This window comes from Nocardioides iriomotensis (assembly GCF_004168035.1).
Classification (GTDB): domain Bacteria; phylum Actinomycetota; class Actinomycetes; order Propionibacteriales; family Nocardioidaceae; genus Nocardioides_B; species Nocardioides_B iriomotensis.
The window spans coordinates 67,663-92,387 of sequence record NZ_SDPU01000028.1 but is presented as its reverse complement, the minus strand read 5'-3'; the positions used below and the strand labels follow the sequence as shown (position 1 = coordinate 92,387).

Here is a 24,725-nt window from a genome sequence, read left to right as displayed (position 1 = left end):
GCCGGTCCCGGCCCGGTCGTCGTCAGCCCTCCGGCGTCTCCCGCGCCGCGTCGCCGGTGCGCACCTCCGGCCCGGGCGACCGCGTCCACTGCCACGAGCGCACCTCCGGCAGGTCCTCGCCGTGGGTACGCACGTGGATCCGGTGCTCGATGAGCTTGTTGCGCAGGGACTCGCGGACGTGCCCGGCGCGGGCCTGCAGCCGCGGCACGCGGTCGATGACGTCCATCGCCAGGTCGTAGCGGTCGAGCTGGTTCATCACCGTCATGTCGAAGGGCGTGGTGGTCGTGCCCTCCTCCTTGTAGCCGCGGACGTGGATGTTGTCGTGGTTGGTGCGCCGGTAGGTCAGCCGGTGGATCAGCCACGGGTAGCCGTGGTAGGCGAAGATCACCGGCCGGTCCTTCGTGAACAGCGAGTCGAACTCCGGGTCCCGCAGGCCGTGCGGGTGCTCCTCGTGGTCCTGCAGCCGCATCAGGTCCACCACGTTGACGAAGCGGATGCGCAGGTCCGGGAAGTGCCCGAGCAGGATGTCGGTCGCGGCGAGCGCCTCCATCGTGGGTACGTCGCCGGCGCACGCGACGACCACGTCGGGCTCGCCGTCCTGGTCGCTGCTGGCCCAGTCCCAGATGCCGATGCCCTTGGTGGCGTGCACGACGGCCTGGTCCATCGTGAGGTACTGCAGTGCGGGCTGCTTGCCGGCCACCACGACGTTGACGTACTGCTTGCTGCGCAGGCAGTGGTCGGCCACGGACAGCAGCGTGTTGGCGTCCGGCGGCAGGTACACCCGGATCACGTCGGCCTTCTTGTTGACCACGTGGTCGATGAAGCCGGGGTCCTGGTGTGAGAAGCCGTTGTGGTCCTGCCGCCACACGTGCGAGGTGAGCAGGTAGTTGAGGCTGGAGATCGGCCGCCGCCACGGGATGTGGTTGGTCGTCTTCAGCCACTTCGCGTGCTGGTTGAACATCGAGTCGACGAGGTGGATGAACGCCTCGTAGCACGAGAAGAGGCCGTGCCGCCCTGTGAGCAGGTAGCCCTCGAGCCAGCCCTGGCAGGTGTGCTCGGACAGGATCTCCATGATCCGGCCGTCCGGGGCGAGGTGGTCGTCCTCGGGCCAGCGCTCGGCGTTCCAGGTGCGCGGCGTGACGTCCATGACGTCCTGCAGCCGGTTGGAGGAGTTCTCGTCCGGCGCGAACATCCGGAACGACGACAGGTTGCGGCTCATCACGTCGCGCAGGAAGCCGCCGAGCACGCGGGTGGCCTCGACCGCCCCGGTGCCGGGCGCCTCCACCGGTACGGCGTACTCGCGGAAGTCGGGCAGCCGCAGGTCCTTCTGCTGCAGGCCGCCGTTGGCGTGCGGGGTCGCGCTCATCCGCTTGTCCCCGCTCGGGTGCAGCTCGGCGACCTCGGGGACGAGCGCGCCGGTCGCGTCGAACAGCTCCTCCGGACGGTAGGACCTCAGCCACTGCTCGAGGACGTCGCGATGGCCGTCGTCCTTGCGCGCGTCGGCGAACGGGACCTGGTGCGACCGCCACGAGCCCTCGACCCGGTGCCCGTCGACCGACGCGGGTCCGGTCCAGCCCTTCGGCGAGCGCAGCACGATCATCGGCCACTGCGGCCGGTGGCCGTCGCCGGCGGAGCGCGCTCGCTGCTGGATGTCGCGGATCTCGTCGAGGCAGTGGTCGAGCGTCGCCGCGAACGCCTGGTGCATCTCCTCCGGGGCGGACCCCTCGACGACGTACGGCGTGTGGCCGTAGCCGCGCATCAGCGCGAGCAGCTCGTCCTCGGGGATGCGTGCGAGCACGGTGGGGTTCGCGATCTTGTAGCCGTTGAGGTGCAGGATCGGCAGGACCGCGCCGTCGCGGCGGGGGTCGACGAACTTGTTCGAGTGCCAGCTGGTCGCGAGCGGGCCGGTCTCGGCCTCGCCGTCGCCCACCACCGCGGCGACGACCAGGTCCGGGTTGTCGAACGCGGCGCCGTACGCGTGGCTCAGCGCGTAGCCGAGCTCGCCGCCCTCGTGGATCGACCCGGGCGTCTCCGGCGCGACGTGGCTGGGGATGCCGCCGGGGAACGAGAACTGCGTGAAGAGCTTCCGCAGCCCCTCCTCGTCGTCGGTGATCTCGGGGTAGACCTCGGAGTAGGTGCCGTCGAGGAAGGCCGCCGCCACCAGCCCCGGCCCGCCGTGCCCCGGCCCGGTGACGTACAGGACGTCCTGGTCGCGCTGGGCGATCGCGCGGTTGAGGTGGGCGTAGACGAAGGTGAGTCCCGGCGTCGTGCCCCAGTGGCCGAGCAGGCGCGGCTTCACGTGCTCGGGCAGCAGGGGCTCGCTCAGCAGGGGATTGCCCATCAGGTAGATCTGCCCGACCGACAGGTAGTTGGCGGCGCGCCACCACGCGTCGATCCGGGCCAGCTCGTCCGGCTCCAGCGGTGACCCCTCGATCGTGCTGCGGGTCGCGACGGCGAGCGGCTCGGCGGGCTCGTGGGTCTGCATCGCTGCGGTCCTCCTCAGGTCGGCCGGGCTCCTTGGTCCCGATCCTGCCTCCGCGCGACGCGTTCGAACAGGGTCAGGGCACCGCGGCCGTCGACCACCCGCGTCTCGACGGTGGCGAGCCCGTGCCCGGCCGCGTCCGGCGTGAGGGCGTCGGCCTGCCCGTCGAGCAGCATGCACGACGCGGCGCCGACCCGTCGGCCCGCCCGGCAAACGGTCGGACCGGCCCCCGGGACGGGCCGAAGGTCCCTGTCCCGACGACTCGCCGGTTCCGAGGATGGACAAAGGCCGCGTTGCTTCGTATGACTGGAAGGGCATCACCGATGTCAGGAGCACAGATGACGTCTCGGGGGACGACTGCCGACACCAGGTCGCCGGTGCTGATGCTGGTCATGGCGACCATCGGCTTCGCCGTGAACTTCTGGGCCTGGGCGCTGATCAGCCCGCTCGGTCCGATGTTCCGCGACACCGGCACGCTGGGGGAGCTCACCGAGTCCGACGTCGCCCTGCTCGTCGCGGTGCCGGTGCTCGTCGGGTCGCTCGGGCGCATCATCGTCGGCGCGCTGACCGACCGGTTCGGCGGCCGGGTGATGTTCCCGCTGGTCTCCGCCGCGACGATCGTGCCGATCCTCTTCATCGCCTTCTTCGCCCTCGACTCCTACACGCTGCTGATCATCGGCGGGTTCTTCCTCGGCATCGCCGGTACGGCGTTCGCGGTCGGCGTGCCCTTCGTCAACGCGTGGTTCCCGCCGGAGCGTCGCGGCCTCGCGATCGGCGTGTTCGGCGCCGGCATGGGCGGCACCGCGATCAGCGCGCTCACGACCGTCAAGCTCTACACCGAGGTCGGCGAACGCGCGCCCTTCCTGATCACCGCCGCCGTGCTGGCCGTCTACAGCATCGCCGCCTGGGTCCTGCTCCGCGACGCGCCCGGCCGCACCGTGCCGACGACCTCGCTGGCGAGCCGGCTCGTCGCCAACGCGAAGCTGCCCATCACCTGGCAAGCCTGCGTGCTCTACGCCGTGGCCTTCGGCGGCTACGTCGCCTTCTCCGTCTACCTGCCCGCCTACCTCAAGACCGCGCACGGTCTCGAGCCCGCCGACGCGGCGAACCGGATGGCCGGCTTCGTCGTCGTCGCGGTGCTGATGCGCCCCGTCGGCGGGTGGCTCAGCGACCGGCTCGGCGCGGTGCCGGTCCTGGCGGGCGTCTTCTCCGTCGTGGCGGTCTGCGCGGCCATCTCCGCCGGCACCCCGCCGCTCTTCCTCGTCGGCACGGTCGCGTTCCTGGTGATGGCGGCAGCCCTCGGCGCGGGCAGCGGTGCGACCTTCGGGCTCATCGCCGCGGTCACCGACCCCGCCCGCGTGGGTGGCGTCACCGGCCTCGTCGGCGCCGCCGGCGGCCTGGGTGGGTTCGTGCCGCCGCTGATCATGGGCTACGTGTACGGCCGGACCGAGTCCTACGCGATCGGCCTCTGGCTGCTGGCGATCACGTCCGCCCTGACCCTGCTCCTCACGCTCACCGTCGTACGCCGTACCGCCCGTGCCCACCAGGCCGGGTCCGCCCCGACCAAGGAGGAAGCCGCCACGTGAGCAACGAGCCGGGCATGGACGGGTCCCTGACCGACGCGCTGGTCCGCAGCCGGCGCTACTTCACCAGGCGCGGCGAGGTCTCCGACGACCTGCGCACGCTGACCCGGACGGGTGGCCGACAGGCCGACGATTTCTACCGGGACCGGTGGAGCCACGACAAGGTGGTGCGCTCCACGCACGGCGTGAACTGCACCGGCTCCTGCTCGTGGAAGGTGTACGTCAAGGACGGCATCATCACCTGGGAGACGCAGCAGACCGACTACCCGTCGGTCGGTCCCGACAAGCCGGAGTACGAGCCCCGCGGGTGTCCTCGCGGGGCCGCGTTCTCCTGGTACACCTACTCGCCCACCCGGGTGCGCTACCCCTACGTCCGCGGCGTGCTGCTCGACATGTACCGCGAGGGCAAGCGGCAGCACGGCGACCCGGTCGCCGCGTGGGCGCACGTCGTCGACCACCCGCAGCGCGCCCGCGCCTACAAGGCCGCGCGCGGCAAGGGCGGCCTCGTCCGCGCCACCTGGGACGAGGCGGTCGAGATGGTGGCGGCCGCCTACGTGCACACGATCAAGAAGTGGGGCCCCGACCGCGTCGCCGGCTTCTCGCCGATCCCCGCGATGTCCATGGTCTCGCACGCCTCGGGTGCCCGGTTCACGTCGCTGGTCGGCGGCTCGATGCTGTCCTTCTACGACTGGTACGCCGACCTGCCGGTCGCCTCGCCCCAGATGTTCGGCGACCAGACCGACGTCCCGGAGTCGGGCGACTGGTGGGACGCCGGCTACCTCGTCATGTGGGGCTCCAACGTGCCGGTCACCCGCACGCCCGACGCGCACTGGATGACCGAGGCCCGCTACCGCGGCCAGAAGGTCGTGGTGGTCTCGCCCGACTACGCCGACAACGTGAAGTTCGCCGACGAGTGGCTCGCGGTCGCACCCGGCACCGACGGCGCGCTGGCGATGGCGATGGGCCACGTCGTGCTCAAGGAGTTCTTCGTCGACCGGCAGACGCCCTACTTCACCGACTACACGAAGCGCTACACCGACCTGCCCTACCTCGTGACGCTCGACGCGGTGGGCGACGCCCACCGGCCGGGCAAGTTCCTCACCGCCGCCGACCTGCTCACCCACGAGGACGTCGAGAACGCGCACTTCAAGCCGGTCCTGCTCGACGGTCGAAGCGGCGAGCCGGTCGTCCCCAACGGCGCCCTGGGCCACCGGTTCGGCGAGACCGGCGCCGGCCGCTGGAACCTCGACCTCGGCGACGTCGACCCGCTGCTCTCGCTGCTCGAGCCCGGCGCCGAGTCCGTGCTGGTCGAGCTGCCGCGCTTCGACCACGTCGACGGCACGCCGGGCTCGCTGCGCCGCGCGGTGCCCGTGCGCCAGGTCGGCGACCGGCTGGTGACGACGGTCTTCGACCTGATGCTCGCGCAGTACGGCGTGGGCCGGGACGGCCTCGCCGGCGACTACGCCTCGTCCTACGACGACGCCACCGCGCCGTACACCCCGGCGTGGCAGGAGGCCGTCACCGGCGTCCCGGCCGCGGCCGCCGCCCGGATCGCGCGGGAGTTCGCCCGCAACGCCGAGGAGTCACGCGGCCGCTCGATGATCCTGATGGGCGCGGGCACCAACCACTGGTTCCACTCCGACACGATCTACCGCGCCTTCCTCGGCCTGACCACGCTGACCGGCTGCCAGGGCGTCAACGGTGGCGGCTGGGCGCACTACGTCGGCCAGGAGAAGTGCCGGCCGATCACCGGCTGGGCGCAGCTCGCGTTCGGCCTGGACTGGAAGCGCCCGCCGCGGCAGATGATCCACACGGCGTACTGGTACCTGCACACCGACCAGTTCCGCTACGACACCTTCTCCGCCGACACCGTCGCGGCCGCCACCGGTACCGGCAGGCTCGCGGGGCTCAGCACCGCCGACGTGATCGCCAAGAGCGCCCGGATGGGCTGGATGCCGTCGTACCCGACCTTCGACCGCAACCCGCTCGACCTCGCGGACGAGGCCAACGAGTCCGGACGACCCGTCGCCGAGCACGTCGTCGACCGGCTCCGCGACGGCTCCCTCCGGTTCGCGGCCGAGGACCCCGACGCCCCGGAGAACTTCCCGCGCGTGCTGGCGATCTGGCGGGCCAACCTGCTCGGCTCCTCGGGCAAGGGCAACGAGTACTTCCTCAAGCACCTGCTCGGCACCGACAGCTCGCTGCGCGCGACCGAGGCCGGCGAGAGCCAGCGACCGCGCGACGTCGTCTGGCACGACGAGGCGCCGGACGGCAAGCTCGACCTGCTGCTCAGCCTCGACTTCCGGCAGACCAGCACGACCGTGTTCTCCGACGTGGTGCTGCCCGCGGCCACCTGGTACGAGAAGCACGACCTCAACACCACCGACATGCACCCGTTCGTGCACTCGTTCAACCCCGCCATCGCCCCGCCGTGGCAGACCCGCACCGACTGGGACGCCTGGCAGACGATCGCGACGAAGTTCAGCGAGCTCGCCGCCGGGCACCTCGGCACCCGCACCGACGTCGTCGCCGTGCCGCTGCTGCACGACACCCCCGACGCGATGGCCAACCCGCACGGCGTGGTCCGCGACTGGAAGCTCGGCGAGTGCGACCCGGTGCCCGGGGTGACGATGCCGAAGATCGTCACCGTCGAGCGTGACTACGCCGCGGTCGGTGACCAGATGCAGGCGCTCGGTCCGCTGCTGGACAAGCTGGGCACGACGACGAAGGGCGTGACGTACGACGTCACCGCGTCGATCGACTACCTGCGCGCCAAGAACGGCACCGTGCGCGGCGGCGCGGCCGCGGGCCGGCCGTCGCTGGCGCGTGACGTGCACGCCTGCGAGGCGATCCTCGCCCTGTCCGGCACCACCAACGGGCACCTGGCGACCCAGGGCTTCAAGACGCTCGAGATGCGCACCGGCACGGCCCTGCACGACCTGGCCGCCGAGCACGAGGGGAAGCAGATCACCTTCGCCGACACCCAGGCGGCTCCCGTGCCCGTGATCACCTCGCCCGAGTGGTCGGGCTCCGAGACCGGCGGCCGCCGCTACTCGCCGTTCACGATCAACGTCGAGCGGCTCAAGCCCTGGCACACGCTGACCGGCCGCCAGCACTTCTACCTCGACCACGACTGGATCACCGAGCTCGGCGAGAGCCTGCCGGTCTACCGGCCCCCGCTGAACATGGGCGCGCTCTTCGCCGAGCCCGAGCTCGGCAGCACCGGGGAGCTCGGCGTCACGCTGCGCTACTTGACCCCGCACAACAAGTGGTCCATCCACTCGGAGTACCAGGACAACCTGTTCATGCTCGCCCTCTCCCGCGGCGGCCAGACGATCTGGATGTCCGACCGCGACGCCGCGAAGGTCGGCGTCCAGGACAACGACTGGATCGAGGCCGTCAACCGCAACGGCGTCGTGGTGGCGCGGGCGATCGTGTCGCACCGGATGCCCGAGGGCACGGTCTACATGCACCACGCGCAGGACCGGCTGATCGACGTACCCATCGCCGAGACCTCGGGGAAGCGCGGCGGCATCCACAACTCGCTGACCCGGATCCTGGTCAAGCCCAGCCACCTCATCGGCGGCTACGCGCAGCTGGCCTTCGCGTTCAACTACCTGGGTCCCACCGGCAACCAGCGCGACGAGGTGACCGTGATCCGCAAGCGCTCGCAGGAGGTGACCTACTAGTGGTCTCGACAGGCTCGACCAGCCGAGTGGCGGAGGTGACCTACTGATGAGGGTCATGGCCCAGATGGCGATGGTGATGAACCTCGACAAGTGCATCGGCTGCCACACCTGCTCGGTGACGTGCAAGCAGGCGTGGACCAACCGGACCGGCACGGAGTACGTCTGGTTCAACAACGTCGAGACCCGCCCGGGACAGGGCTACCCCCGCCGCTACGAGGACCAGGAGGAGTGGCGGGGCGGCTGGGAGCTCAACAAGCGCGGCCGGCTGGCGCTGAAGGCGGGCGGCCGGCTCCGCAAGCTCGCGACGATCTTCTCCAACCCGAAGATGCCGTCCATCCAGGACTACTACGAGCCCTGGACCTACGACTACGCCACGCTCACCGACGCGCCCGCACAGGAGCACACCCCGGTCGCGCGGCCCAAGTCGCTCATCAGCGGCAAGGACATGAAGATCGAGTGGTCGTCCAACTGGGACGACAACCTCGGCGGCTCCGCCGCCACCGCCCTGAACGACCCGGTGCTGCGCAAGGTCTCCGACCAGGTGCGGATGGAGTTCGAGCAGACGTTCATGTTCTACCTGCCGCGGATCTGCGAGCACTGCCTGAACCCGTCCTGCGCCGCGTCCTGCCCCAGCGGTGCGATCTACAAGCGCACCGAGGACGGCGTCGTGCTCGTCGACCAGGACCGCTGCCGCGGCTGGCGGATGTGCGTCTCGGGCTGCCCCTACAAGAAGGTCTACTTCAACCACCGCACCGGCAAGGCGGAGAAGTGCACGTTCTGCTTCCCGCGCGTCGAGGTCGGTCTGCCGACGGTCTGCGCCGAGACCTGCGTCGGCCGGCTGCGCTACATCGGGCTCGTCCTGTACGACGCCGACCGGGTTCTTGCGGCGGCGTCGACGCCCGACGAGCACGACCTCTACGAGGCACAGCGTTCGGTGCTCCTCGACCCGAACGACCCCGAGGTCGTGCGCGAGGCCGAGCGCGCCGGCATCCCGCACGACTGGGTCCGGGCCGCGCAGCGCTCGCCGGTCCACGCGCTCATCAACACCTACAAGGTGGCGCTCCCGCTGCACCCGGAGTACCGCACGATGCCGATGGTCTGGTACATCCCGCCGCTGTCGCCCGTGGTCGACGTCGTCCGCGACACCGGCGAGGACGCCGAGGACTCCGGCAACCTGTTCGCGGCGATCGACGCCCTGCGGATCCCGGTCGAGTACCTTGCCGAGCTCTTCACCGCCGGCGACGTCGCGCCGGTGGAGCGGGTGCTCAAGAGGCTCGCGGCGATGCGCGCCTACATGCGCGACATCAACCTCGGCCGCGACCCCGACGCCTCGATCCCCGCGTCCGTGGGCATGGAGGAGGAGCAGGTCTACGACATGTACCGGCTGCTCGCGCTGGCCAAGTACGACGAGCGGTACGTCATCCCGCCCGCGCACGCCGAGCAGGCGCACTCGCTGGAGGAGATCGCGACGGAGTGCGCGCTCGACTACGAGGGCGGTCCGGGGATGTCGGGACCGTTCGGTGAGGGGTCCGGCGCCCTCACGCCGATCGCGGTGGAGAACTTCCAGATGCTCCAGGACCGGCAGACCGCCGACAGCCTGGCCGCGCCGGCGGACAAGACCGCGCGGGTCAACCTGCTCAACTGGGACGGCAAGGGCAGCCCGCGGGGCCTGTTCCCGCCACGTCCCGACGACGCCGGCTCCCCCGAGCACCCGGACGGGGCTGACCAGCGATGAGCATCCGCCTGGGCGCACGCCGCGACGTGCTCACCGCCGAGCAGCTGACGCTCGCCTGGCAGTCCGCGTCCCTGCTGCTCGACTACCCCGACGAGTCCCTCCCGGACCGGCTCCACCTCGCCCGGCGGGCCGTCGCGGTCCTGCCCGAGCGCGTCGGGGGGCCTCTGCTGGCGACGGTCGACGCGCTGGACGGCACGCCCGTCGAGGACCTGGCGGCCGACTACGTCGAGACGTTCGACAGCCGGCGGCGGCACAACCTGTTCCTCACCTACTTCGCGCACGGGGACACGCGCAAGCGCGGGGTGGCGCTGCTGCGCTTCAAGCAGACCTACCTCGCCGCGGGGTTCGACCCGACGGACGACGAGCTGCCCGACCACTTGTGCGTCGTGCTGGAGTTCGCCGCGACGATCGACCAGGACGCCGGCCGCCGGCTGATCCTCGACCACCGCGCCGGCCTCGAGCTGCTGCGCCTCGCCCTGGCAGAGAGTGGCTCCCGGTGGAGCGGCGCCGTCGAGGCCGTCGTCGCCACGCTGCCACCGCTGCGCGGCGACGAGCACGACGCGGTCCGGCGCCTCGCCGCCGAGGGGCCCCCCGAGGAGGAGGTCGGGCTGACGCCGTACGCCACCCCGGGCTTCGACGCCGGTCCCGCCGCCCCGGCCGGACCGGTCGCGCTGCCCATGCCGACCATTCCGACCACATCTACGTCGCGAGGGGACCGCTGATGGACGTCTTCCTCTGGGTCATCGTCCCGTACCTGTGCCTCGCCACGTTCGTCGTCGGGCACTTCTGGCGCTACCGCTACGACAAGTTCGGCTGGACCACGCGCTCGTCCCAGCTCTACGAGGACCGGCTGCTCCGGCTGGGCTCACCCCTGTTCCACTTCGGGATGCTCGGGGTCGTCGGCGGGCACGTCCTCGGCCTGCTGGTGCCGCAGTCCTGGACCGACGCGCTCGGCGTCAGCCACGAGACCTACCACGTGGTCGCGGTCATCGGCGGCCTGGTCGCCGGCCTGATGGCGGTCGTCGGCATGGCGATCCTCATCTACCGCCGGCGTACCGTCGGGCCGGTCTTCTCCGCCACCACGGTGATGGACAAGGTGATGTACGCGTTCCTGGCCGTGGTCATCGTGCTGGGCATGTGGAACACCATCGCCGGGTCGATCCTGACCGTCGGCGGCGAGTACAACTACCGCGAGGGCGTCTCGGTCTGGTACCGCTCGTTCCTCGCCTTCCAGCCCGACGCCTCGCTGATGGCCGACGCCCCGATCGGCTTCCAGCTGCACGCGCTGGTCGCGTTCGGCCTCTTCGCGCTGTGGCCGTTCACCCGGCTGGTACACGTGTTCAGCGCGCCGGTCGGCTACCTCACCCGGCCGTACATCGTCTACCGCAGCCGGGACCCGAAGCTGGGCAGCCGCCGGCAGCGTCGAGGCTGGGAGCGCGTCGGCTGACGCGACGACCGGCCCGTTCACCCGTTGCCGACACGTGACGGCCGAGGAGCAGCCCGTCGTCAGGTGATGAACGCGTCGACGGCCTTCTTCAGCGCGCTGGGGTCCGACGGGCGGCGCGGGGCCTTCCTCCTGGCCTTCAGCAGCGCGTCGCCCAGCTCCTGCAGGGCCTTGCGGCCGAGGCCCTCGCGGACCTTCGGGAACCAGTCGTCCTCTTCTTCCTTCATGTGGTGCGTGACGTTCTCGATGAGCACCGTCGTCTTGGCGTTGAACCGCTCGTCGTCGGCCTTCATCGAGGCCAGCTCGAGGACGAGGACGTCGGCGACGTGGTGCTCCTCGTACGACTCCAGCACGTCGTCCTCGAGCTCGGGCAGCAGCTCGCGGACCCGTGGGTACATGACCTCGTTCTCGATGTACGTGTGCACGGTCAGCAGCTCGATCATGCGGTCCACGAGCCGCTGGCGCGCGGTGCTCGACCCGTCCTCGGCCTTCTGGAACTGCTTGAAGACCTCCCGGATCTCCTTGTGGTCCTCGCGCAGCAGCACGATGGCGTCATTGCTCACGTCGGCCTCCCCGACCCCCCAGGAACACTTACCGGAGGCCCGTACCCAGCCGCGTAGAACCGCATTCGCAGACCTCCGCGGTGGTCGCTTCCCACCGGGCACTGTCCAGTGCGCACGTTTGCTGGGGTGTGGTCCGGGTACGCCGACGTTCGGGAAGGAATCGGAGGGAGAACGATGAGTGCTGCAGGAAAAGTCGCGCTCGGAGTAGCCAGTGGCTATCTCCTCGGGCGCCGCAAGAAGCTGAAGCTGGCCATCACCGTCGGGAGCATGATCGCCGGCAAACGCATCGCCACCAATCCTCGCGCGCTGCTCCAGCAGGCGCAGAAGCTGATCGACGGCAACGAGGAGCTGTCACGTCTGTCGGACCAGGTCCGCGGACAGCTGTTCGACGCCGCCCGGTCCGCCGCGATCGCCACGGCGAACTCGCGGATGGACAGCCTGAGCGACACGATCCGCGACCGTTCCGAGCGCCTGGCGCTCGGTCCCGGGCAGGACGACGAGTACGACGACGAGTACGACGACTACGACGAGGCGGAGGACGAGGGCGAGCAGGACGAGGCCGAGGAGGACGAGGAGCCCGAGGAGCTCGAGGAGCCCGAGGACGAGGCCGAGGACGAGGCCGAGGAGGAGCCCGAGGAAAGGCCGCGCCGCCGGTCCCCCCGGAAGCGACCTCCGTCGAAGCGGTCCGCGCCCTCGAGCAGTGGCGCCAGGAAGACCGCGGCCAAGAAGTCCGCCGCCGCGAAGAAGACGGCAAAGAAGGCCGCCTCGAGCGCGAGCAGGCCCGCGAAGAAGACCGCCGCGAAGAAGGCGGCACCGGCGAAGAAGACCGCCACCAAGAAGACGGCGGCGGCGAAGAAGTCCGCGCCGGCGAAGAAGACGGCCACCAAGACGACCTCCGCGGCCAAGAAGACGGCCAAGAAGGCTCCGGCCAAGAAGACCGCGGCCAAGAAGGCGCCTGCGAAGAAGTCGAGCTCCAGCAGCACGAGCAAGCGCACCGCATCGCGCAGCGGCTCGACGAGGAAGCGGTGACCCGACATGGCTGACAAGAACACCGGACTCAAGGGCGTGCTGGACGAGCTGCCCGTCGACCGTCTCAAGGACGAGATCCGTTCCGGCCTCGGCATGCTCGGCGAGAAGGCCGTCGAGTCCGCCGGCCAGCGCCTGACCGACCTCACCGGCCGGCTCACCGACGTCGCCGACGGCGGCGGTGTCGTGGGCAAGGCCGCCAAGAAGGCCGCCAAGGAGGGCGCGACGGGTGGCAGCCCCGTCAAGGGCGCCCTCGTGGGTGGCCTCGGCGGGGTGAAGGACAAGGTCAAGGAGAAGATCGGCGGGGGCGGTGGCAACAAGGGCGGAAAGGGCACGCGTTCCACCAGCATCATCGAGGAGATCGACATCGGCGCGCCGATCTCGCTCGTCTACAACCAGTGGACGCAGTTCCAGGACTGGTCGGGCTTCATGAAGAAGGTCAAGGGCGTCGACCAGCAGGAGGACGAGAAGGTCGAGTTCAGCGCCCAGGTCTTCTGGTCCCACCGCAAGTGGCAGGGCACGATCATCGAGCAGGTGCCCGACGAGAAGATCGTCTGGCGCTCGCAGGGCGAGAAGGGGCACGTCGACGGAGCGGTGACGTTCCACGAGATCACGCCCGACCTCACCCGCGTCCTGGTCGTGCTCGAGTACTACCCGCAGGGTCTCTTCGAGCGCACCGGCAACCTCTGGCGCGCGCAAGGCCGTCGCGCCCGGCTCGAGCTCAAGCACTTCCGCCGCCACGTGATGGTCTCCCTGCTGCAGGGCGACACCGACGAGGTCGAGGGCTGGCGCGGCGAGATCCACGACAGCGAGGTCGTGCGCAGCCACGAGGAGGTCGTGGAGGAGGAGCAGCAGGCCGAGGACGAGAGCCCCGACGAGGAGTACGACGAGTCTGAGGAGGGTGACGGCGAGCCCGAGGACGAGTACGCCGAGGAGCAGCCCGAGGACGAGTACGCCGAGGAGGAGCCCGAGGACGAGGAGTACGCCGAGGAGGAGCCCGAGGACGAGTACGCCGAGGAGGAGCCCGAGGACGAGGAGTACGCCGAGGAGGAGCCCGAGGACGAGGAGTACGCCGAGGACGAGCCCGAGGACGAGTACGTTGAGGACGAGGAGTACGCCGAGGAGGAGCCCGAGGACGAGGAAGAGCCCGAGGAAGAGCCCGAGGAGAAGCCGCGGCGACGTCGCCGGGCCCGATGACCGACGTACCCCCTGCACCGGAAGGACGACTCTGACATGACTGTCGCCAGCCAACGCCGTAGCGGCGGCTACCTGGAACGCCCCGCCCCGAGCGGCCTCGCCGACGTGGTCGAGGTCATCCTCGACAAGGGCCTCGTGATCGACGCCTACGTGCGCGTCTCCCTCGTCGGCATCGAGCTGCTGACGATCGACGCCCGCATCGTCATCGCGAGCGTGGACACCTACCTGCGCTTCGCGGAGGCGACCAACCGCCTCGACCTGTACGAGAAGGGCGGCAAGGACCTCACCGAGGCCATCGGTGACCTGCAGGAGTCCGGCGCCGCCAAGAAGGTCGGCGGCGCGGTCAAGGGCGCCAAGAAGGCGCTCACCGGCGGTGACGACGACGAGGGTCGCCGGCCCGCCAAGAAGTCCTCGCGCAGCCGCCGGAGAGAAGAGGCGTGAGCGGAGCCGTGCTCGTCGCCGACGAGATCGACACCTCCACGACGGGCGTCTACGTCTACGGCATCGTGGAGGCCGGGGACGCGCGTGTCCCGCCCGGCCTGGCCGGGCTGGACGACGTGCCGGTCCGTCTCGTCGCGCACGGTGACGTGGCGGCGGCGGTCAGCCCGGTCGCGCTCGAACGGCCGCCCGGTCGTCGCGCCGAGGTGATGGCGCACAGCCGCGTCCTCGAGGCTCTGGCCGAGACGGGGCCGGTGGTGCCGGTCCAGTTCGGCTCGATCCTGGGCGACGTGGACACCGTGACGCACGAGCTCCTCGGCCCCGAGGGCGAGCGCTGGGCGGGCCTGCTGGAGGCGCTGCGCGACCGCACGCAGCTCAACCTGCGGGTGACCTACCACGAGGACGTCGTGCTCGCTGAGGTCGTGGCGGAGGACGCCGACGTGGCACGCCTGCGGGAGCGCACGAGAGGCGTGCCCGAGGACGTCGCGCACGGTGACCGGGTCCGTCTCGGACAGCTGGTGTCGCAGGTGCTCGAGCGCAAGCGCGCGCAGGACGCCGACATGGTGCTCGGGCTCGTCCTGCCGCACGTCGTCTCCTACGACCTGCGCGACCGGGGCGACGTCGACCACCTGCTCGACGTCGCGCTCCTCGTCGACGACGCCCGGCGCGCCGAGCTCGAGGACGCACTCGAGGGGCTCGCGGAGGCCATGCACGAGCGGGCCAGGTTCCAGCTGATGGGGCCGGTGCCGCCGTACGACTTCGTCGACGGTGACTGGTGGGCCTGATCACGGGCATCCTCGGCCTGCCACTGGCCCCGGTGCGCGGCGTCGTGTGGGTGGCCGAGCAGATCCGCGAGCAGGCGGAGGACGAGCTGTACGACCCGGCCCGCATCCGTGAGCAGATCGAGGCGGTCGACCGGGCGCGCACCGCGGGGGACCTGACCGACGACGAGGCGACCAGGCTCGAGGACGAGCTGGTCGAGAGGCTCATGGTCGCGCGCACGCGACCGAGCCGGGAAGGATGACCGATGGCCACCGACGAGGCGACGAAGAAGACCGCCACGAAGGCCACCAAGAAGGCCCCGGCGAAGAAGTCGACCGCCAAGAAGTCGACCGCCGAGGAGGCTCCGGCGAAGAAGTCGGCCAAGAAGGCACCGGCCAAGAAGGCCGCGAAGAAGGCCCCGGCCAAGAGCTCCGCGCCGCGCGCGAGCGCGCCGCGCCGCCGCTCCGGCATGACCATCGCGGCGGAGGCCGCCCAGCGGCTCGTGGAGCTCACCGGCCGTGACGTCGAGGGCATCACGGCCCTGGAGCGCACCGACGACGGATGGGTGGTCGAGGTGGACGTGCTGGAGGTTCGTCGGATCCCGGACACCACCGACGTGCTCGCGACCTACGAGCTGACCCTCGACGAGGACGGGGAGATCGACGGCTACCGTAGGCTCCGGCGCTACGTCCGAGGGACGCCGGAGGATGGGAGGTCCTGATGAGCGAGCCTGCCGTTCCCGCTCGCGGGTACGCCGCTCCCGCCTCCGGACCCGGGTACTCCAACCCGTCCAGCCTGGCCGACGTGCTCGAGCGGGTGCTCGACAAGGGCATCATCATCGCCGGCGACATCCGGGTGAACCTGCTCGACATCGAGCTGCTGACCGTGAAGATCCGGCTGCTCATCGTGTCCGTCGACAAGGCGGCCGAGATGGGCATCGACTGGTGGCGCAACGACCCGATGCTCACCACGAGCGAGCAGGGTCTCGCCGACGAGAACCGCCGTCTCCGGGAGCGCCTCGAGGCGCTGGAGTCGGGGTCGAGCCAGGAGCCGGCGACCACGACCGAGGAGAGCAAGTCCTCGTCGTCGTCGCGGAGGCGGAGCAGTGGCTGACCGCGCCCGTTACCTGTACGCCGTGACCCGCGGTGTGACGACCGCGGACCTCGCCGGCCGCACGGGCCTCGACGACGCTCCGCTGGAGGTTGTCCCGCACCGCGGGCTCGACGCGGTCGTCAGCGACGTCGACCTGGACGAGTTCGACGAGGACGCGCTCCGGAAGAACCTCGAGGACCTCGCCTGGCTCGAGCGGGTCGCGCGCGGCCACGACGACGTCGTGCGCGCGGTGGCCGAGCTCGGTCCGACGGCTCCGCTGCGGCTGGCCACGGTGTGCCTGGCCGACGCGGGTGTACGCCGCCGGCTCGACGAGTGGCACGACGGCCTCGTCGCCGCGCTCGACCGGGTCGAGGGGCGCGCCGAGTGGAGCGTCAAGGTCGTGGAGAGGGACCGGGCGCCGGCGACGTCGGGGGGCGAGCGAGGGGACTCGACGAGTCCCGGCGCCGGGGCGGCGTACCTCCTGCGGAAGCGGCAGGAGACCGAGCAGCGTGCCCAGGACGAGGATGCCGCGCTGCGTCGCGCCGACGACGTCTACCACGGCCTGGCCGAGGTCGCGGTCGCCGGTCGACGGCTCAGGCCGCAGGACGCGCGGCTGTCCGGGCTGACCGGCACGATGACCCTCAACGCCGCGTTCCTGGTGGACGACGAGGACGCGGACAAATTCGCCGGTGTCGCCCAGGAGCTCGCGGGCGCCGCCGAGGGAGCCGAGGTGCTCGTGGCGGGTCCGTGGCCGCCGTACTCCTTCGCCACCCTGGAGGAGGCGTGACGACCTCCGCTCCCGACCGGGTCGAGCCGCGCGGCCAGGTCGCGCTGGTGGACCTGCTCGACCGCCTGCTCGGCGCCGGGGTCGTGCTCGCCGGCGACGTGACCATCTCGCTGGCCGGTGTCGATCTGGTGCAGGTCCGGCTGCACGCCCTGATCACCTCGGTGCGCGCCGAGATGCGAGCCGCGCCGATGCTGGGGAACGCGCCGGCGGAAGGAGTGGAATCCGGTGACGGATGACCTGCCCGCCCACCGGATCCTGCCGCAGCGGCTCGCCACCGACTCGGAGTCGGTCGAGCGCGACCTGTTCAAGCTGGTGCTCACCATCATCGAGCTGGTGCGTCAGCTGATGGAGAAGCAGGCCCTGCGCCGCGTCGACGAGGGCGACCTCACCGACGAGCAGGTCGAGGAGCTGGGGCTCGGCCTCATGCACCTGGAGAACGCCATGGAGGAGCTCAAGGGCAAGTACGACCTGACCACGGCCGACCTCAACATCGACCTGGGCCCGCTCGGGACACTCCTGTCGGAGTAGCGGGCCGCCGTGGACGTGCCGAACCCGCCGCCGGCAGCGGGGTGTCGGGGCACGGTGGCTACGGGTCCGGGACGAGCAGCAGGTGGCCGACGGTCGTCTCGCGTCGCGGCCCTGATCCCGGAGTGACGTCGGTCGTTCCGGTGCGGTCGCGGAGGAATCCCAGTCCGTGCGGGCTGGTCCACAGGTAGCTGCCGCGTTCGAGCACCGTGTAGTGCCAGGCGGTGTGGGTCTTGAGCCGGTGGTGCCGGCGACACAGCCGGGCGATGTTGCAGGAGCAGGTGGTCCCGCCCTCGGCATGCGGGTGGACGTGGTCGCAGTCGGCCGACCACGCCGGTCGCGAGCACCAGGGGAAGACGCAGGTCTCGTCGACCTCGTTGGCCTGTTCGGCGAGCCGGTCGGGGGTCTCGTAGGCGGTGCTACTGATGTGCTCGTCGAGGTCGAGCACTGGCCGGACGGTGACGGTGGTGCCGGGGGTGCCGCACCAGGTGCGGACCTGGTCGGCGTCGACGAAGGAACGGGTGTTGTCGACCCGGGCGAGATGGGTGCCTGGCTGGTCGGTGATCGCGTCCGGGGTGACGTGGACGTGCAGCACGACCTCGCGACCGGGGACCGGCAACTCCAGCGTCGGGTCGGTGCCGCGGGCGAGCTCACCGAGCGCGTGCGCGCGGCGCACGTCGAGCGAGTCCGTGCAGCCCAGGTCGGCCAGCCGAGCCGCTCCGGTGATCAGGGCAGCGTCGAGGTCGAGGGCGTCGGCGAGGTCGAGGTCGCCCTCGAGGTGGACGGTGCCGTTGTAGCCGACCTGGTCGGTGTGCACCGTGACGTGCCGACCGTCGGCGGCCGCGCGGCGGCGGGCGTCGGCGAGGTCGGGCTCGAACCGGACCAGGGCCTCCTCGACCAGCCGGTCGAGCTGCGCGAGCCCGACCCTGTGAGCGAAGGAGGCGACGTGCCGGTCCACGAAGGCAGCACCCTCGCCCGTCAGCGCAAGGGTGGAGCGGGCGACCCGACGGGCCCGCCAGGCCGGCAGGTCACCGGCGCGGACCCGCCGCCAGGTCTGGGGGAGCCGGTGAGCGAGCTCGACCGCCTCGGCCAGCAACGACCGCCCGGCGTCGGTGCTGATCCGGAGCGCGGCGGCGAGCTCGGCGACACAGAACTCGTCCACTGCGGGTGTCCCCGGGCCGGCCAGGGTGAGCGGCCGTGCGGCGCCGAGCGGGTCGAGACTGTCGGGGGAGTGCATAGCCGCCCAGTCCACCGCCAGCGCCAGGATCCGGGCTTCCTCACGATCAGCCGCCTCGCGCGCCGCGCGGACGGCAGCCAGCACCGCGGCGGGGGAGTCCGCCTGCTCGGGTGCCGGGGTCGCTGCCATGACTCATTCGACCACCGAGCACCGACAGTTCTCGGTCGTGCTTACCCCCGCCCACCCGGGTTCTCGTGACGAGGACGCTCCCCCCGGGTGACCGCGCGGGCCAGCGCATCGGTGCGCACGATGCCGGCCTGCCGGGACCCGGTCACCGCGTCGCACCTCGAGCCGGACGCCCGCGTTGTGACACCTCGATCACCTCGTCCGCCGCTCCCCCTCGGCAGTCCCGCGACGGGCGCAGCCGAGCAGGTGCCACCCCAACCCGTGCGCCGAAGGAGCAACGCCTAGACGGCCAGCTCGCGCAGCCGGTAGATCATCGGGATGCTCGGGAACCGGTCGTCCTCGATCTTGGACAGGAGCAGGTCGGTGTAGTCGTCCACGTCGTCCGGCGTGAGCAGCTCCTCGATCGTGTCGAGCATCGTGGTCGACGGGTACGGGTCCTCGCTCACCTTGTCCATCAACGTGGCGAGCAAGCGGCTGCGGACGATCTCGGTCGGGTCGGTCGGCTGGGTCTGCTCCTGGGCCATGCGGGTCTCCCTTCCCCTGTTTCCTCTGTTGCGTCGCCTCCCCGTACCCAACGCGGCGAGATCTAACGGCTCGCCGCCGAGCCGCGCGTCGTACCAGCACCTGGACAACTTCTCGTTTGGCGATCCGGCAACGGGGCACGACGGCGGGGTGGCGGCACGGGGCCGTCACGGGAGAGGGAGGAAACACATGAGGGAGCTGATCGGGCACTCCTGGAGGGGGACGCGCTCCAGCATCGTCCTGACGGTCGTGGCCGCCGTGCTGGCCAGTCTCGTCGCCACGTCCGCGCACGCGGCCGCCGCGCCCACAATCGCCGGCGCGACGGCGCAGAGCACCAGCGCCGCCACGACGGGGCCGGTCTACAAGAACGAGTTCGGCAAGCTGAAGTCGCGCGTCGTCGGCTCGTTCGGGAACAACGGCACGGTGGAGGGCGTCTTCAAGCCCAAGAAGTTCAAGACGGTCGGCGGCCAGCTGGTCGCCGTCGGCAAGCTGCAGGCCGACCTCGTCAAGGGCAACGGCAGGGTGCTCGACACCGTCTCGCAGAAGGTGTCGATGCCGGTCGCGACGGCCAACGGCGCCACGCCCCTGGCGCGTGCCACGTGCGACGTCCTCAGCCTGGTCCTGGCGCCGCTCGACCTCGACCTTCTGGGTCTCCAGGTGCACCTGGACCGCGTCGTGCTGAACATCGTCGCCGTGTCGGGCGCGGGCAACCTGCTCGGCAACCTGCTGTGCGCCATCACCGGGCTGCTCGACCAGGGCGGGCTGCTCACCCAGGTGTCGCAGATCCTCAACGCGATCCTGGCGCTGCTCCGCACCTAGGGAGTCGAAGCCTGACGTACGTCGGACGGAGGACCCGCGGCACCTGCCGCGGGTCCTTCGCCGTTTGCCGGCCGGCGTCTCGGGCACGGGACAGGTGCCGGGGGACTGAGCCTGGGGAGGGCTGTCATGCGCATCTCGGTGGACGCGAGCACCTGGTGGATGGCCAGGACGGACGGCGCGGTGGGTGAGCTCTGGTTCGTCCTCAGGCGGTCCGGCCAGGAGTTCGTCGACGACGACTGTCCCGACAAGGCAGCCGCCCTGACCTACTACGGCGTCCTGTCGATCTTCCCGGCCATGATCGCGATGCTCTCGCTCATCGGCCTCGTCGGTGACGGTCCCGCCACGGTGAAGTCGCTCCTCGACCTGCTCCAGCAGGTCGGCGCAGACTCCGCCGTCAGCACCGTCGAGGGTCCGGTCACCACGCTCGCCGAGGCCCGCCAGGTCGCGGGCCTGGCCCTCGTGCTCGGCCTGCTGACAGCGCTCTGGACGGCGTCCGGCTACGTCGGCGCGTTCGGCCGGGCGCTCAACCAGATCTACGGCGTCGGCGAGGGACGGCCCTTCTGGCGGCTGCGGCCCTACCTCGCGCTGGTGACCGCGGGCCTGCTGGTGCTCGCCACGCTCGTCGCCGTCGGGCTCGTCGTGTCCGGCTCCGTCGCCGACGCGCTCGGCCAGGCGATCGGCCTCGGTGACGCCGGCCTGGTCGCCTGGCGGATCCTCAAGTGGCCCGTCGTGCTGGTGGTCGTCTCGCTGGCCGTGTGCCTGCTCTACTACGCGACGCCGAACGTGAAGCTGCCGCGGCTGCGGTGGATCGGCGCGGGAGGACTGGTCGCCGTGCTCGGCTGGGTGGCCGCCTCGGCGCTCTTCGCCGTCTATGTGTCGAACTTCGCGTCGTACAACCGGGTCTACGGCTCGCTGGCCGGCATGGTGGTGCTGCTCCTGTGGCTGTGGATCACCAACATGGCCCTGCTGTACGGCGCCGAGCTCAACGCCGAGCTCGAGCGGGTGCGCGAGCTCCGCAACGGCCGACCGGCCGAGAAGGCGCTTCAGCTCGAGCTGCGCGACGACACCGGCATCGAGAAGGCCCGGCGCCGCCAGCAGCAGGACGCGCGCCGGGCCCGCGAGATCCGGCAGCAGGCGGACGACGAACGGTGACCCCACCCGTGCGCGGCCAGTCCCAGGCGCCGTGAGCATCCCTGCAGATCGGTGGCGTCGGGACGGAGTGGCTCGGGGCGGAGCGGGTACCGACAGGCCGTGGCGGACGCGAGGACGGTCGGCCAGCACGTGCGCCCGTCCTGCAGCCGGCGCACCGCGAGAGCCGAGGGAGATGAGATGAGTCGGACCGTGCGCGTGGTGGACGCCACGCCGGACGCCGTGTGGGCCGTGCTGTCGGACGGCTGGCTGTACCCCATGTGGGTCGTGGGCGCGACGCGCATGCGCGACGTCGATGACACGTGGCCCTCGCCCGGCAGCCGCCTGCACCACTCCGCCGGGGTGTGGCCCCTGGTCATCAACGACACCACTGAGTCGATCGCCGTCGACCACGGTCACCGGATGGAGCTCCGGGCCCGCGGCTGGCCGCTGGGTGAGGCGCAGGTCGTGATCGAGCTCTCGCCGGTCGAGGACGGCCGCTGCGAGGTGGTGCTCGAGGAGACCGCGGTCTCCGGACCCGGCACGCTCGTGCCGGCACCGGCCGAGGCGCTGCTGCTGGGCTGGCGCAACATCGAGAGCCTGCGCCGCCTGGGCTTCATCGCCGAGGGGCGGCACGCCACGGCATGACCGCCGAGTCGTACGACGCCGTGGTCGTCGGGGCCGGGCCCAACGGGCTGGTCGCCGCCAACCACCTGCTCGACGCCGGTTGGTCGGTCCTCGTGCTGGAGGCGCAGCCGTCGCCCGGCGGCGCGGTGCGCAGCGACCGCGACGTCCACCCCGACTACGTCCACGACACGTTCAGCGCCTTCTACCCGCTGACCGCCGCGTCGCCGCTGGTGCAGGCGTTCCACCTCGAGGAGCACGGCCTGCGCTGGCGGCACGCCCCGGCGGTCGTGGGTCACCCGCGGCCCGACGGCACCTGGGCCACCCTGCACCGCGACCGCTCCGTCACCGCCGCCCTGCTCGACGAGCACCACGCCGGGGACGGCGACGCGTGGCTGCGGACCTGCGAGCAGTGGGACCGGATCGGCGACGCCGTGGTCCGCGCGCTGCTCACCCCGTTCCCGCCCGTGCGCGCCGGGGTCTCCGCCCTCACCCGGCTGCGGTCCGCCGGCGGGCTCGACCTCGTGCGCGACCTGCTGACCCCCGCCCGGCGGCTGGCCGAGCAGCGGTTCGGCGGTGAGCACGCCCGGCTGCTGATCGCCGGCAACGCCGGCCACGCCGACATCCCGCTGAACGCGCCCGGCTCCGGGCTCATGGGCTGGCTGCTCTGCATGCTCGGGCAGACCGTCGGCTACCCCGTTCCCGAAGGAGGCGCCGGCCGGCTCGCCGAGGCCCTGGTCCGTCGCGCCGAGAGCCTGGGCGGGGAGGTCCGTTGCAACGCCGAGGTCGTCCGCGTCGACGTCGACGACGGTCGGGCCGCCGGCGTCCGCACCGCCGACGGCCGGGCGTACCGCGCGCGGAAGGCGGTGCTCGCCGACGTGGCGGCCCCGCACCTGTACGGCGGGCTGCTCCCGGACGAGCAGCTGCCCGCCCGCGTGCGACGCGGCATGCGGCGCTTCGAGCTCGACCCGTCGACGATCAAGGTCGACTGGGCCCTCGACGGCCCGGTCCCGTGGGCGTCGCCACCGCCGCACGCGCCGGGCACCGTCCACGTCGCGGACTCGGTCGACGACATGACCGAGGCGCTCGGGCAGGTGTCGGCGAACGCCGTCCCGGCGCGGCCGTTTCTCCTCGCCGGGCAGATGACCACCGCCGACCCGACTCGCTCACCCACGGGCACGGAGTCGATGTGGGCCTACACGCACGTGCCGCAGCACACCACCCGCGACGCGGGCGACGGCGGCGTTCGGGGCGTGTGGGACCACGACGACCTCGAACGCTTCGCCGACCGGGTCCAGCACAGGGTCGAGTCGCTCGCGCCCGGCTTCGGCGACCGGGTCGTGGCGCGCCGGGTGCTCGGACCCCGCGAGCTCGAGGCGCGCGACGCCAACCTCATCGGCGGCGCCATCAACGGCGGCACGTCGCAGCTCCACCAACAGCTGGTGTTCCGTCCCGTGCCCGGGCTGGGCCGGGCCGAGACGCCCGTCCCCGGCCTGTACCTCGCGTCGGCCTCGGCCCATCCCGGCGGAGGCGTGCACGGCGCGTGCGGCAGCAACGCCGCTCGCGCGGCCGTTGCGCACGACCGGGTCCGCGGCCTGCTGCGCCGCCGCTGAACCGGAGCCCGCCGGTCGTCAGACCTCGAGCGCCGGACAGTCCTGCGCGGTGACGCTCGGGAACAGGTCGGTCAGGCCGACGACCTGCAGCAGGCGCTGCAGGTGCTGCGGCGGGTCGACGACGACGATCGTCGCCGCCGCGCCGTACCGGCTGACGAGGGCGCGGTGGCCCGCGATCAGCGCGGACAGCCCGGCGGAGTCGATGAAGGTCAGGGCCGCCGAGTGCAGCTCGATCCGTGACGCCTGGGCGCTCGCCAGGATGAGCGCCTCGCGCAGGTCGTCACTGTTCTCCAGGTCGACCTCGCCCTCGATGCTCACGTGGACACAGTCGTCGGACACAGGTTTCAGCTCGAGGTGCATGGGGGCTCCTGGACGCGAGGTCGGTGCCCGCTGTTTGAGCCCCGGCCGTCAGTGTGTCACCTGCCGGCCGGTCTGGCGATTCTTGCGCGGTCGCGCCGCTCAGCCGTGGGTGATCCCGCGCGCTCCGGGCCGCTCCAGCTGCTCGCGCAGCTCGGCGAGGATCCGGCGGAGCAGCCGCGAGACGTGCATCTGGGTCACGCCGATGTCGTCGGCGATCTCCTGCTGGGTGCGCTCGTGCACGAAGCGCAGCTCCACGATGCGACGGTCGCGCTCGTCCAGCCGCGCCACCAGGGGCTCGAGCAGCAGCCGTGCCTCGACGGCCTGCCACTCGTCGGTCTCCGCGGGCAGCGAGTCGGCCAGCGACGCCGAGCCCTCCTCGGCGAACGGGCGGTCGAGCGACGAGGGCGAGAAGCACCCGTCGGCAGCGAGCGCCTCGATGACGACGTCGAGCCCCACGCCGAGGTGCTCGGCCAGCTCCGTCGGCCGCGGCGAGCGGCCCAGCTCCTGCCCCAGCTCCTCGCGCGCCGCGTTGATCCGCGGCTGCATTTCCTGCACCTGCCGGGTCGGCCGGACCATCCAGGCGTGGTCCCGGAAGTGCTTGCGGAGCTCGCCCCTGATGCACGTCGCCGCGTAGGCGAGGAACTCCGAGCCGTACGTCGGGTCGAAGCGTCGGGCCGCGAGCACCAGAGCCGTGTAGGCGACCTGCTCGAGGTCCTCGACGGCCACCCCGCGTCCGGCGTACCGGCGGGCGAGACGCCGCGCCGGGCCGAGGTTGAGGAGCACGACCTCCTCGAGGAGGCGGCTGCGCTCGACCTCGTCGGTCGCGTCCTGCGCCCGCCGCAGCAACACGGCCGTGGTGGGCTCGCGGGTGCCCCGATCGGGGTCGGCCGCGGGCGTGTTCGGGGTGGACGGGCCGACGGGCGCGGAGGCGCTTTCGGCAGCGTGGATGGCCATGACAGCTCTTCCCAGGTTC

At 71.6% G+C, this 24,725-nt stretch carries 26 protein-coding genes; 19 read left to right on the top strand and 7 right to left on the bottom strand.

Going from position 1 to position 24,725, the window contains the following annotated elements; all coding sequences use genetic code 11:
- Positions 1-22: 22 nt before the first annotated feature.
- Together ETU37_RS15590 and ETU37_RS23275 are read right to left on the bottom strand one after the other, a co-directional pair.
- A complete protein-coding gene (locus ETU37_RS15590; protein WP_129988272.1) occupies positions 23-2,485 on the bottom strand; it encodes a phosphoketolase family protein in 2,463 nt (820 codons plus the stop codon).
- A 14-nt stretch (positions 2,486-2,499) separates the two neighbouring features.
- Positions 2,500-2,658 carry a hypothetical protein gene (locus tag ETU37_RS23275; RefSeq protein WP_165372549.1) on the bottom strand — a complete coding sequence of 53 codons (159 nt, stop codon included), beginning with the start codon at positions 2,656-2,658 and terminating at the stop codon, positions 2,500-2,502.
- Between the two features lie 162 nt (positions 2,659-2,820).
- Between ETU37_RS23275 and ETU37_RS15585 the strand changes: the two genes are divergently transcribed.
- The 5 genes from ETU37_RS15585 to narI are packed head-to-tail and all read left to right on the top strand — an operon-like array spanning position 2,821 to position 10,936.
- Positions 2,821-4,068 carry an MFS transporter gene (locus ETU37_RS15585; protein ID WP_129988271.1) on the top strand — a complete coding sequence of 416 codons (1,248 nt, stop codon included), beginning with the start codon at positions 2,821-2,823 and terminating at the stop codon, positions 4,066-4,068.
- Positions 4,069-4,082: 14 nt separating this feature from the next.
- Complete coding sequence (locus ETU37_RS15580; RefSeq protein ID WP_129988443.1) at positions 4,083-7,754, top strand: nitrate reductase subunit alpha; 3,672 nt, start codon at positions 4,083-4,085, stop codon at positions 7,752-7,754.
- Between the two features lie 46 nt (positions 7,755-7,800).
- Positions 7,801-9,489, top strand: coding sequence for a nitrate reductase subunit beta (gene narH, locus ETU37_RS15575; protein ID WP_129988270.1), 1,689 nt, complete (start codon positions 7,801-7,803; stop codon positions 9,487-9,489).
- On the top strand, positions 9,486-10,211 hold the full coding sequence (narJ, locus tag ETU37_RS15570) for a nitrate reductase molybdenum cofactor assembly chaperone (protein WP_129988269.1): 726 nt from the start codon (positions 9,486-9,488) through the stop codon (positions 10,209-10,211). The genes narH and narJ overlap by 4 nt, the downstream gene beginning before the upstream one ends.
- Complete coding sequence (gene narI, locus ETU37_RS15565) at positions 10,211-10,936, top strand: respiratory nitrate reductase subunit gamma (RefSeq protein WP_129988268.1); 726 nt, start codon at positions 10,211-10,213, stop codon at positions 10,934-10,936. Before narJ ends, narI begins: the two co-directional genes overlap by 1 nt.
- Before the next feature lie 59 nt (positions 10,937-10,995).
- On the opposite strand, the gene ETU37_RS15560 is transcribed toward narI, so the two are convergent.
- The gene (locus ETU37_RS15560; protein WP_129988267.1) at positions 10,996-11,496 is read right to left on the bottom strand and encodes a hemerythrin domain-containing protein; all 501 of its coding nucleotides are present in this window, start codon (positions 11,494-11,496) and stop codon (positions 10,996-10,998) included.
- A gap of 174 nt (positions 11,497-11,670) precedes the next feature.
- Here ETU37_RS15560 and ETU37_RS15555 point away from each other — a divergent pair, with 174 nt between their 5' ends.
- From ETU37_RS15555 to ETU37_RS15510, 10 genes are read left to right on the top strand one after another with little or no spacing between them, the layout of a single operon-like run.
- On the top strand, positions 11,671-12,525 hold the full coding sequence (locus ETU37_RS15555; RefSeq protein WP_129988266.1) for a histone protein: 855 nt from the start codon (positions 11,671-11,673) through the stop codon (positions 12,523-12,525).
- A gap of 6 nt (positions 12,526-12,531) precedes the next feature.
- On the top strand, positions 12,532-13,719 hold the full coding sequence (locus ETU37_RS15550) for an SRPBCC family protein (protein WP_129988265.1): 1,188 nt from the start codon (positions 12,532-12,534) through the stop codon (positions 13,717-13,719).
- Between the two features lie 36 nt (positions 13,720-13,755).
- The gene (gvpJ, locus tag ETU37_RS24035; protein ID WP_129988264.1) at positions 13,756-14,160 is read left to right on the top strand and encodes a gas vesicle protein GvpJ; all 405 of its coding nucleotides are present in this window, start codon (positions 13,756-13,758) and stop codon (positions 14,158-14,160) included.
- Positions 14,157-14,942 (top strand): GvpL/GvpF family gas vesicle protein, encoded by a 786-nt coding sequence (locus tag ETU37_RS15540; RefSeq protein WP_129988263.1) that lies wholly within the window; start codon positions 14,157-14,159, stop codon positions 14,940-14,942. Before gvpJ ends, ETU37_RS15540 begins: the two co-directional genes overlap by 4 nt.
- Positions 14,933-15,181 (top strand): gas vesicle protein GvpG, encoded by a 249-nt coding sequence (locus ETU37_RS15535; RefSeq protein WP_129988262.1) that lies wholly within the window; start codon positions 14,933-14,935, stop codon positions 15,179-15,181. Before ETU37_RS15540 ends, ETU37_RS15535 begins: the two co-directional genes overlap by 10 nt.
- A gap of 3 nt (positions 15,182-15,184) precedes the next feature.
- Positions 15,185-15,640, top strand: a complete 456-nt coding sequence (locus ETU37_RS15530) for a gas vesicle protein GvpO (RefSeq protein ID WP_129988261.1) — start codon at positions 15,185-15,187, stop codon at positions 15,638-15,640.
- On the top strand, positions 15,640-16,032 hold the full coding sequence (locus ETU37_RS15525) for a gas vesicle protein (RefSeq protein ID WP_129988260.1): 393 nt from the start codon (positions 15,640-15,642) through the stop codon (positions 16,030-16,032). The genes ETU37_RS15530 and ETU37_RS15525 overlap by 1 nt, the downstream gene beginning before the upstream one ends.
- On the top strand, positions 16,025-16,798 hold the full coding sequence (locus tag ETU37_RS15520; RefSeq protein WP_129988259.1) for a GvpL/GvpF family gas vesicle protein: 774 nt from the start codon (positions 16,025-16,027) through the stop codon (positions 16,796-16,798). Before ETU37_RS15525 ends, ETU37_RS15520 begins: the two co-directional genes overlap by 8 nt.
- A complete protein-coding gene (locus tag ETU37_RS15515) occupies positions 16,795-17,034 on the top strand; it encodes a gas vesicle protein (RefSeq protein ID WP_206053967.1) in 240 nt (79 codons plus the stop codon). Before ETU37_RS15520 ends, ETU37_RS15515 begins: the two co-directional genes overlap by 4 nt.
- A complete protein-coding gene (locus ETU37_RS15510; RefSeq protein WP_129988257.1) occupies positions 17,024-17,326 on the top strand; it encodes a gas vesicle protein K in 303 nt (100 codons plus the stop codon). The genes ETU37_RS15515 and ETU37_RS15510 overlap by 11 nt, the downstream gene beginning before the upstream one ends.
- A 58-nt stretch (positions 17,327-17,384) precedes the next feature.
- Here the strand turns inward: ETU37_RS15510 and ETU37_RS15505 are convergent, their stop codons facing one another.
- Positions 17,385-18,689 carry an HNH endonuclease signature motif containing protein gene (locus tag ETU37_RS15505; RefSeq protein WP_129988256.1) on the bottom strand — a complete coding sequence of 435 codons (1,305 nt, stop codon included), beginning with the start codon at positions 18,687-18,689 and terminating at the stop codon, positions 17,385-17,387.
- 278 nt (positions 18,690-18,967) lie between these two features.
- Positions 18,968-19,210, bottom strand: a complete 243-nt coding sequence (locus ETU37_RS15500) for a hypothetical protein (RefSeq protein ID WP_129988255.1) — start codon at positions 19,208-19,210, stop codon at positions 18,968-18,970.
- 187 nt (positions 19,211-19,397) lie between these two features.
- Here ETU37_RS15500 and ETU37_RS15495 point away from each other — a divergent pair, with 187 nt between their 5' ends.
- The 4 genes from ETU37_RS15495 to ETU37_RS15480 all read left to right on the top strand — a co-directional run bounded on the left by ETU37_RS15495 (position 19,398) and on the right by ETU37_RS15480 (position 23,392).
- The gene (locus ETU37_RS15495; RefSeq protein WP_129988254.1) at positions 19,398-20,027 is read left to right on the top strand and encodes a hypothetical protein; all 630 of its coding nucleotides are present in this window, start codon (positions 19,398-19,400) and stop codon (positions 20,025-20,027) included.
- Positions 20,028-20,153: 126 nt separating this feature from the next.
- Positions 20,154-21,179, top strand: coding sequence for a YihY/virulence factor BrkB family protein (locus tag ETU37_RS15490; RefSeq protein WP_129988253.1), 1,026 nt, complete (start codon positions 20,154-20,156; stop codon positions 21,177-21,179).
- Positions 21,180-21,356: 177 nt separating this feature from the next.
- On the top strand, positions 21,357-21,803 hold the full coding sequence (locus ETU37_RS15485) for an SRPBCC family protein (RefSeq protein ID WP_129988252.1): 447 nt from the start codon (positions 21,357-21,359) through the stop codon (positions 21,801-21,803).
- The gene (locus ETU37_RS15480) at positions 21,800-23,392 is read left to right on the top strand and encodes a phytoene desaturase family protein (RefSeq protein WP_129988251.1); all 1,593 of its coding nucleotides are present in this window, start codon (positions 21,800-21,802) and stop codon (positions 23,390-23,392) included. The genes ETU37_RS15485 and ETU37_RS15480 overlap by 4 nt, the downstream gene beginning before the upstream one ends.
- Before the next feature lie 18 nt (positions 23,393-23,410).
- Here ETU37_RS15480 and ETU37_RS15475 read toward each other — a convergent pair whose 3' ends face one another.
- Positions 23,411-23,752 carry an STAS domain-containing protein gene (locus tag ETU37_RS15475; RefSeq protein WP_129988250.1) on the bottom strand — a complete coding sequence of 114 codons (342 nt, stop codon included), beginning with the start codon at positions 23,750-23,752 and terminating at the stop codon, positions 23,411-23,413.
- A 99-nt stretch (positions 23,753-23,851) separates the two neighbouring features.
- Positions 23,852-24,706 carry a sigma-70 family RNA polymerase sigma factor gene (locus ETU37_RS15470; RefSeq protein ID WP_129988249.1) on the bottom strand — a complete coding sequence of 285 codons (855 nt, stop codon included), beginning with the start codon at positions 24,704-24,706 and terminating at the stop codon, positions 23,852-23,854.
- Positions 24,707-24,725: the final 19 nt, after the last annotated feature.